The organism is Streptomyces alkaliphilus (genome assembly GCF_014141535.1).
Taxonomy (GTDB): Bacteria; Actinomycetota; Actinomycetes; order Streptomycetales; family Streptomycetaceae; genus Streptomyces; species Streptomyces alkaliphilus.
This window is the reverse complement of sequence record NZ_VKHT01001277.1, coordinates 1-1,192: the sequence shown is the minus strand read 5'-3', so window position 1 is coordinate 1,192 and position 1,192 is coordinate 1. Positions and strand designations below refer to the sequence as shown.

Here is a 1,192-nt window from a genome sequence, read left to right as displayed (position 1 = left end):
AGACAGGTGCACCACCCCGTGAGGGCTCCGGGAACCCGTGGGCGGCCTTCGGGGGGCAGGGGGAGGATGCCCCGCGCTTCACATCCGGGTGAAGACGGTGACCGTGTGCTTCACCCCCCGAGGGGCGGGGTGTGTCCATCCCATCGGCGGAACGGAGAACGTGATGGCCGAGGAGACCGTCGGCATCGTCGGAGCGGGGATCCTCGGCCTCGCCGTGGGCCGGGAGATCACCCTGCGCCGACCGGGCACCCGGGTCGTGGTGTTCGAGAAGGAGGACTCCATCGGGGCCCACCAGACCGGGCACAACTCGGGAGTGGTGCACGCCGGGATCTACTACGCGCCCGGCAGCCTCAAGGCCCGACTGTGCACCCGGGGGCGCTCCCTGTTGAAGGAGTACTGCGCCGGGCACGGTCTGCCGTACGAGGAGTGCGGCAAGCTCGTGGTGGCGGTCACGCCCGAGGAGGTGCCCCGGCTGGAACGGCTGGCGGACCTCGCGCGGGCCAATGGCGTTCCCGGGCTGCGGAAACTGACCGCCGGCGGAATCACCGAGGTCGAGCCCCATGCCGGAGGGCTGGTGGCGCTGCACTCCCCCCGCACCGCGATCACCGACTACGTGCGGATCGCGGAGGGGTTCGGTCGGGACATCGTCGCCGCCGGTGGGGAGATCCTGCTCGGTCGACGGGTCAGCGCGGTGGATCGGGAGGGAGGGGGCCTGCGCGTCACCGCCGGGGGGCGCATCGAATCGGTGGACCGGCTGGTGGTGTGCGCGGGCCTGCACGCCGACCGGGTGGGTCGGCTGCTCTCCGACACCGCCGAGCCGCGCATCATCCCCTTTCGGGGGGAGTACATGCGCGTGCGGCCATCCAAGGCGGATCTGGTGCGGGGGATGATCTACCCGGTCCCCGATCCCCGTTACCCCTTCCTGGGCGTGCATTTCACCCGCCGGATCGACGGCGGGGTGGAGGTGGGCCCGAACGCCGTCCTGGCGACGGCCCGCGAGGGGTACCACCGTTGGCGGGTGGATCCGGCGGAACTCCTGCGGATCGCCTCCTGGCCGGGAAGCGCGCGGATGGCGGTCCGCCACTGGCGCACCGGTCTGCGGGAGCTACGGGGTTCCCTGTCGGTGCGCGCCTACATGCGCGCCGCGCGCCACTATGTTCCCGGCATCGGTCCGGGGGACGTGGTGCGGGCC

1 protein-coding gene is annotated in these 1,192 nt (G+C 72.3%); it reads left to right on the top strand.

Annotated features, from left to right (window positions below):
• Nucleotides 1-163: 163 nt before the first annotated feature.
• Nucleotides 164-1,192: L-2-hydroxyglutarate oxidase (gene lhgO / locus FNQ90_RS23945; RefSeq protein WP_182608257.1), on the top strand; the 1,029-nt coding region annotated here is incomplete at its 3' end.